Raw genomic sequence first — 5,010 nt, forward strand, 5'->3', positions numbered from 1 at the left:
TTTGATAGGCCTCCGGGTGATGTTATTGAATGGCTTCAGGAGGTGATGCCCCAGTTATCCTGACAATATCAACACGCCCCCCTTTGTGGAAAGGCTTATAAATTTCAAGCTTTCTAATTACTTTGTAGGGGATTTAAAGGAAAATTCGCCCCTGTTCCAATAAGACTTTAGAAGAATTGAAAGTAATACATCTTTATTGTTTCACTTCCTGAGGCTGGTATAGTTCCAATAAGACTTTAGAAGAATTGAAAGGACAAAGTGCGGTTACTGAATACGGACTATTTAACGAGTTCCAATAAGACTTTAGAAGAATTGAAAGTATATGGATTTTTGGCTCATAGAAACGCTTCATCTCCGTTCCAATAAGACTTTAGAAGAATTGAAAGCCAACACAGCGGCTTTTAGAAGTCATAAAGTCATGGGTTCCAATAAGACTTTAGAAGAATTGAAAGCTTCAGATTATTTCAGTAAAGAAAGTGATGTTTGTTGTTCCAATAAGACTTTAGAAGAATTGAAAGCTAAAAACGCTTATATTAGCTTTAGCGGAATAACGCCGGTTCCAATAAGACTTTAGAAGAATTGAAAGTAATACATGTAAATGGTTGTCTGCCCGTTAGCGGGAAGTTCCAATAAGACTTTAAAAGAATTGAAAGAGCCTTAGTTGGAGTAGCAAAGCTAAGTTAAGATCTCGTCAAGTCTATCTTCTTCAATTGCCTGCCTTATCTCTCTGGCAATTCTCCTTCCAGTGCTCATTGACTCGTTGTATCTGAGCCATGTGTAAGGGGAGCCGTTTATGAAGGGATTCGTCCCGGCAACGATTCTCGCTGAGATTTCAAACACCACGAATTCCATGTCCTCTGTGATAACCCCCTCAAGGCAGAAAGGCCCCCAAAGTCCTCCCATAAGCTTTTCCGCCGCTTTTACCACTCTCTCTCCAGCCTCGATTATATCCATGAGCAGGCTTTCCCTAAGCACTATTGGTATGTTTCCTACGACGGTATAGCTCGTCTCCATCCCAATTTCAAGCTGCTGCTCTGCGCTTATCCTTCCTATCGCATCTGCATTGCTTTCGTATCTCTTGTCCACGCTCATAAGCTCAAGCTCTTTGTTGAGCTTCGAGTAGAAGAAGTGTGGGTAAACGGGAACACCTATGACGTATTCCTGTATCTGGACATGCTTTAGGTCTTCTTTGTCCTTAATCCCAAGCTTTGAAGCTTTTTTCCAGAACTCTTCTGGTGTTTGGGCTAAAAAATACCCTCTGCCACCTTTCGCTCCGTGGGGCTTTACTATAACCGGTCTGTCTATATCATCAGGGTCTTCAATTACTTCTGGCACCCTTATTTTCGCCTCCAGAAGCCATTTTCTCTCAAGCTCCCTGTTGCTTTCCCACCGAAGAACTCCCTTGTTTCCATAGTATAGCGCTCTCATGCTCTCAACTCTCTCGATGCCGAGATAAGCAACAAAAGAACCGGTTGGAATGACTATTGCGTTCCTCTCGATAAGTTCCTTCTCGGGATAATCCTTGGCGATAAATTCATCGGCAACGGGAAAGTATTTTGTATACAGTGGTTTTACCCTCGCCTTTCCAAAAGCTATTGTTTTGAACCCCTCTTGCTTTGCTCCGTGAAGTATTTGAAGTGCAGAGTGAGAGGCGTATGTTCCAATCCTAAACTCCATTTCATCACCAAGAAAATGTAAAAATTTGGGATTTTTAAGGTTTATTTTGGCATAAAAATGTTAAAAATCAGAAGGCTTTTCTAAGGAAGTATTTGTGGAGCCTTGTATCTTCGGTTAGCTCCGGATGGAATTCAAGCCCGATGATGTTCTCTTGCTCAACACCAACTATCCTGTCCCCAAGCCATGCTATGGGCTTCACCCTATCGCTTAAAAGCTCTACAATCCTTGGAGCGCGGATGAAAACTCCCACAAAGGGTTCCTCGCTGAAAGTCAGCTTTAGTGGTGCTTCAAAGCTGTCAACCTGTCTGCCGTAGGCGTTTCTATTGACCTTGACATCAAGGAGCTCTAAGAACCTCTGCTCAGGGGTTGCCCCGATAACCTCTTTGGATAGGATTATCAAGCCAGCACAGGTGCCCATTATTGGAGTTCCTCCCTCTCCGAGTTTTTTGATCCCTTCGAAGAGTCCGTTTTTAAGCATAATCCTTGAGATGGTTGTGCTCTCTCCACCGGGGATAATTATAGCATCTATCCCTTTCAACTGCTCCGGCTTTTTGAGCCAGAAAACTTTTCCACTAATCCCCATTTGCCCTATAGCCCTTTTTGTTGCCTCTATGTGTTCACTTACAGCCCCTTGGACTCCCACTACTCCCACTTTGAGCATCCTCTCTCCTCCAAGGGAGCGTCAGACTCCTCTTTCTTCTAAGCGAACGTCGAGCTGGGAAATCTCAAGACCCTTCATTGGATCACCTATCTCCTTGCTAATTTCCGCAATAACGTCTGGCTCATCCCAGTGATTGACGGCTTCAACTATTGCTCTCGCCATCTTTTCTGGATTTGAGCTCTTGAATATGCCGCTTCCAACGAATACTCCATCCATTCCCATCTGCATCATCAAAGCGGCATCTGCTGGTGTAGCAACGCCTCCAGCGGCAAAGTTAACCACCGGAAGTCTTCCGAGCTTTTTGACCTCAAGGAGAATCTTGTAGATTCCCTCAACTATCTCATGGTAGGTATATTCTTCGTAGACGGGTTCGTTTTCTAAGACTCTCGGTTCAAGACCACTTATCTCCTTTATCTCCAAGGCAAGCCTTAGATACGGCTCTGCGAACTTCTTTGCAACTGCGTAAATTCCTTCGTCTGTCATCCTTTGGAGCAGTCTTATGTTTTCATTTACAAGTCTAACGTGCCTTACCGCTTCAATGATGTTCCCTGTTCCCGCTTCTCCCTTTGTTCTTATCATAGCTGCTCCTTCCCAGATTCTTCTTACGGCTTCTCCAAGGTTTCTTGCACCGCATACGAAAGGTACTTTGAACTTTCTCTTGTCAACGTGGAAGTAGGGATCTGCTGGAGTCAAAACTTCACTCTCGTCAATCATATCAACACCTAAAGCTTCAAGGGCGAGAGCTTCGGCATAGTGTCCTATTCTTATCTTTGCCATAACTGGGATTGTAACGGCATCCATGATTTCCTGGATCTTCTCAACCGGTGCCATCCTTGCGACTCCACCAGCTTTTCTAATATCGGCTGGAACTTTGTGAAGAGCCATAACTGCAACAGCTCCAGCTTCTTCGGCTATTCTAGCCTGCTCTGCATTTGTAACATCCATTATAACGCCGCCTTTTACCATCTTTGCAAATCCCCTCTTCAGCCTTTCAGTTCCCTTTTGCTCAATAATTTCGAATTTCCCCATCTTCCTCACCTAAAGTTGAGTTTTTCAATTATATTCAAGCTAAAACTTGATATAAGCTTTGCGATTAAAAGTGGGAATAATGCAGGGGATAAATAAGAGAAGTGAAACTGACCTCCTCCCCGCCGTGAACGGCGAGATTTAGCTTTAACCCCTCGTCAAGTGCGGGAAGGTTTACGGGCAACTCATAACCTACTCGGCGTTACCACCTTTCGGTTCAGCCCGAGGGGACGGTCTTGCCCCAGTTACCCCTACCGCAAAGCGGATTGGGGTTATGGTTTGGATGTCAAACTTCAGTCTTTGACTGCTTGATAGGGCAGTTTTTGAAGGACGCTGTTAAGCGTCCTAACCACTCCAAGGCGGAGTGGTAACGTAAAACCTTGTCTCATCGGGTTTTTTGAGTGGCCTCTCCGAGGCCTTATTAAAAAGCCAAGACATTTAAGGGTTTCGTCTTTCCAAGGGCTGGTTTTCCAATTACTGCATCCCCGCCCTAAAGGACGAGGCTTTCAAAAGAAAAAAGTAATGAGAACTTACTCCTTAAGCTTTTTGAGGATCTCTCTGGCAGCTTTTCTTCCACTTAGGAACATTCCCCCGAATATTGGCCCCATTCTCGGAGCTCCACTTACTGCGTTGGCTGCCATTCCGGTGACGTATAGCCCGGGGTATATCTCTCTGGTGTTTTCTACAGTCAGCTTCTCTCCCATTTCGGCCCACATTGCACCTTCGCCTGGTATTTTCTCTATCAGTCCTCTTTTTAGGAGGTGTTGTGTTACCTGTGCTCCATGCCCAGTGGAGTCGATAACGTACTTTGCCTCTATTGTTAATGGATCAACATGGAGACTCGTCATTTTCACTGGCGTCCAGTTGATAACCACTCCGCAGACCCATCCTTCCTTTACCACAAGGTCTTCCACTTCTACCATGTTGAATATCTTAACACCCGCTTTAACGGTCTTGCTTGCCAAAGTTGTGGCCACTTCTACTGCGTCTGCGACATAAAGGCCTTCTCTGAATGGTTTGTAATTTATTCCAAGCTCATCTAGGATTTCTCTTGCCTCTTCCTGCACTACTATCTTATTGAATCCCATCCCTCCGCCCCAGATGCCACCGCCAATTGAGAGTTTCTTTTCAAAAATCGCCACCTTTGCTCCTCCTTTGGCGAGATAATACCCAGCTACCATTCCTGAAGGTCCAGCCCCCACTATGGCAACATCAAGGGTTAGGCTGTCTAAGAGCTCCTTCATGTAACTTTCCACTATGGCCCTGGTTATCTCAACGTCTTTGAGCATTTTCCCCTCGATACTGTCAGGATAAGCAGTGGGGCGTCAGGTTTAAATCCCAGACACTACCACAGAAAAAGAAAGGGGGGAACATGCAAGCCGAAACCATTATCAACCGATTAATTTCAGCCTTAAAACCTTTTCGCCGAAACAAAATCCCACCAGAAAAGAAAATCAGGGCAATAACCCTGTACCTAAACGGCTTAAGCTACAGGCAAACCGCCAGAATCCTCGGAATCAGCCACACAACCGTCTGGGAAGCCATTCAAAAAATAGCAGAAGCAGTTTACAAGCCAAAAATCCTCGCAGTCAAAAAACAGCGAAACTTCATCGCAGTTGACGAAACAGTAATAAAAATCAACGGGA

General features: G+C 44.8%; 5 protein-coding genes and 1 CRISPR repeat array. Of the genes, 1 reads left to right on the plus strand and 4 read right to left on the minus strand.

Annotated elements, in window-relative coordinates; genetic code table 11:
• The first annotated feature begins 153 nt into the window (after nt 1-153).
• Nucleotides 154-653: a CRISPR direct-repeat array (repeat unit 30 nt; unit sequence GTTCCAATAAGACTTTAGAAGAATTGAAAG).
• A gap of 22 nt (nt 654-675) precedes the next feature.
• The 4 genes from THEPK_RS11125 to THEPK_RS11140 all read right to left on the minus strand — a co-directional run bounded on the left by THEPK_RS11125 (nt 676) and on the right by THEPK_RS11140 (nt 4,653).
• Nucleotides 676-1,677 carry a formate--phosphoribosylaminoimidazolecarboxamide ligase gene (locus THEPK_RS11125; protein WP_042701955.1) on the minus strand — a complete coding sequence of 334 codons (1,002 nt, stop codon included), beginning with the start codon at nt 1,675-1,677 and terminating at the stop codon, nt 676-678.
• Between the two features lie 67 nt (nt 1,678-1,744).
• Nucleotides 1,745-2,338, minus strand: coding sequence for a pyridoxal 5'-phosphate synthase glutaminase subunit PdxT (gene pdxT, locus THEPK_RS11130; protein WP_042701958.1), 594 nt, complete (start codon nt 2,336-2,338; stop codon nt 1,745-1,747).
• 21 nt (nt 2,339-2,359) lie between these two features.
• Complete coding sequence (gene pdxS / locus THEPK_RS11135; RefSeq protein WP_042701961.1) at nt 2,360-3,367, minus strand: pyridoxal 5'-phosphate synthase lyase subunit PdxS; 1,008 nt, start codon at nt 3,365-3,367, stop codon at nt 2,360-2,362.
• 527 nt (nt 3,368-3,894) lie between these two features.
• On the minus strand, nt 3,895-4,653 hold the full coding sequence (locus THEPK_RS11140; RefSeq protein ID WP_042701964.1) for a sulfide-dependent adenosine diphosphate thiazole synthase: 759 nt from the start codon (nt 4,651-4,653) through the stop codon (nt 3,895-3,897).
• Nucleotides 4,654-4,736: 83 nt separating this feature from the next.
• Between THEPK_RS11140 and THEPK_RS11145 the strand changes: the two genes are divergently transcribed.
• Nucleotides 4,737-5,010, plus strand: a 274-nt coding sequence (locus THEPK_RS11145; protein ID WP_042701967.1) for a helix-turn-helix domain-containing protein, incomplete at its 3' end; no start/stop codon positions are given.

It is taken from the genome of Thermococcus sp. PK (assembly GCF_000430485.1).
Classification (GTDB): domain Archaea; phylum Methanobacteriota_B; class Thermococci; order Thermococcales; family Thermococcaceae; genus Thermococcus_A; species Thermococcus_A bergensis.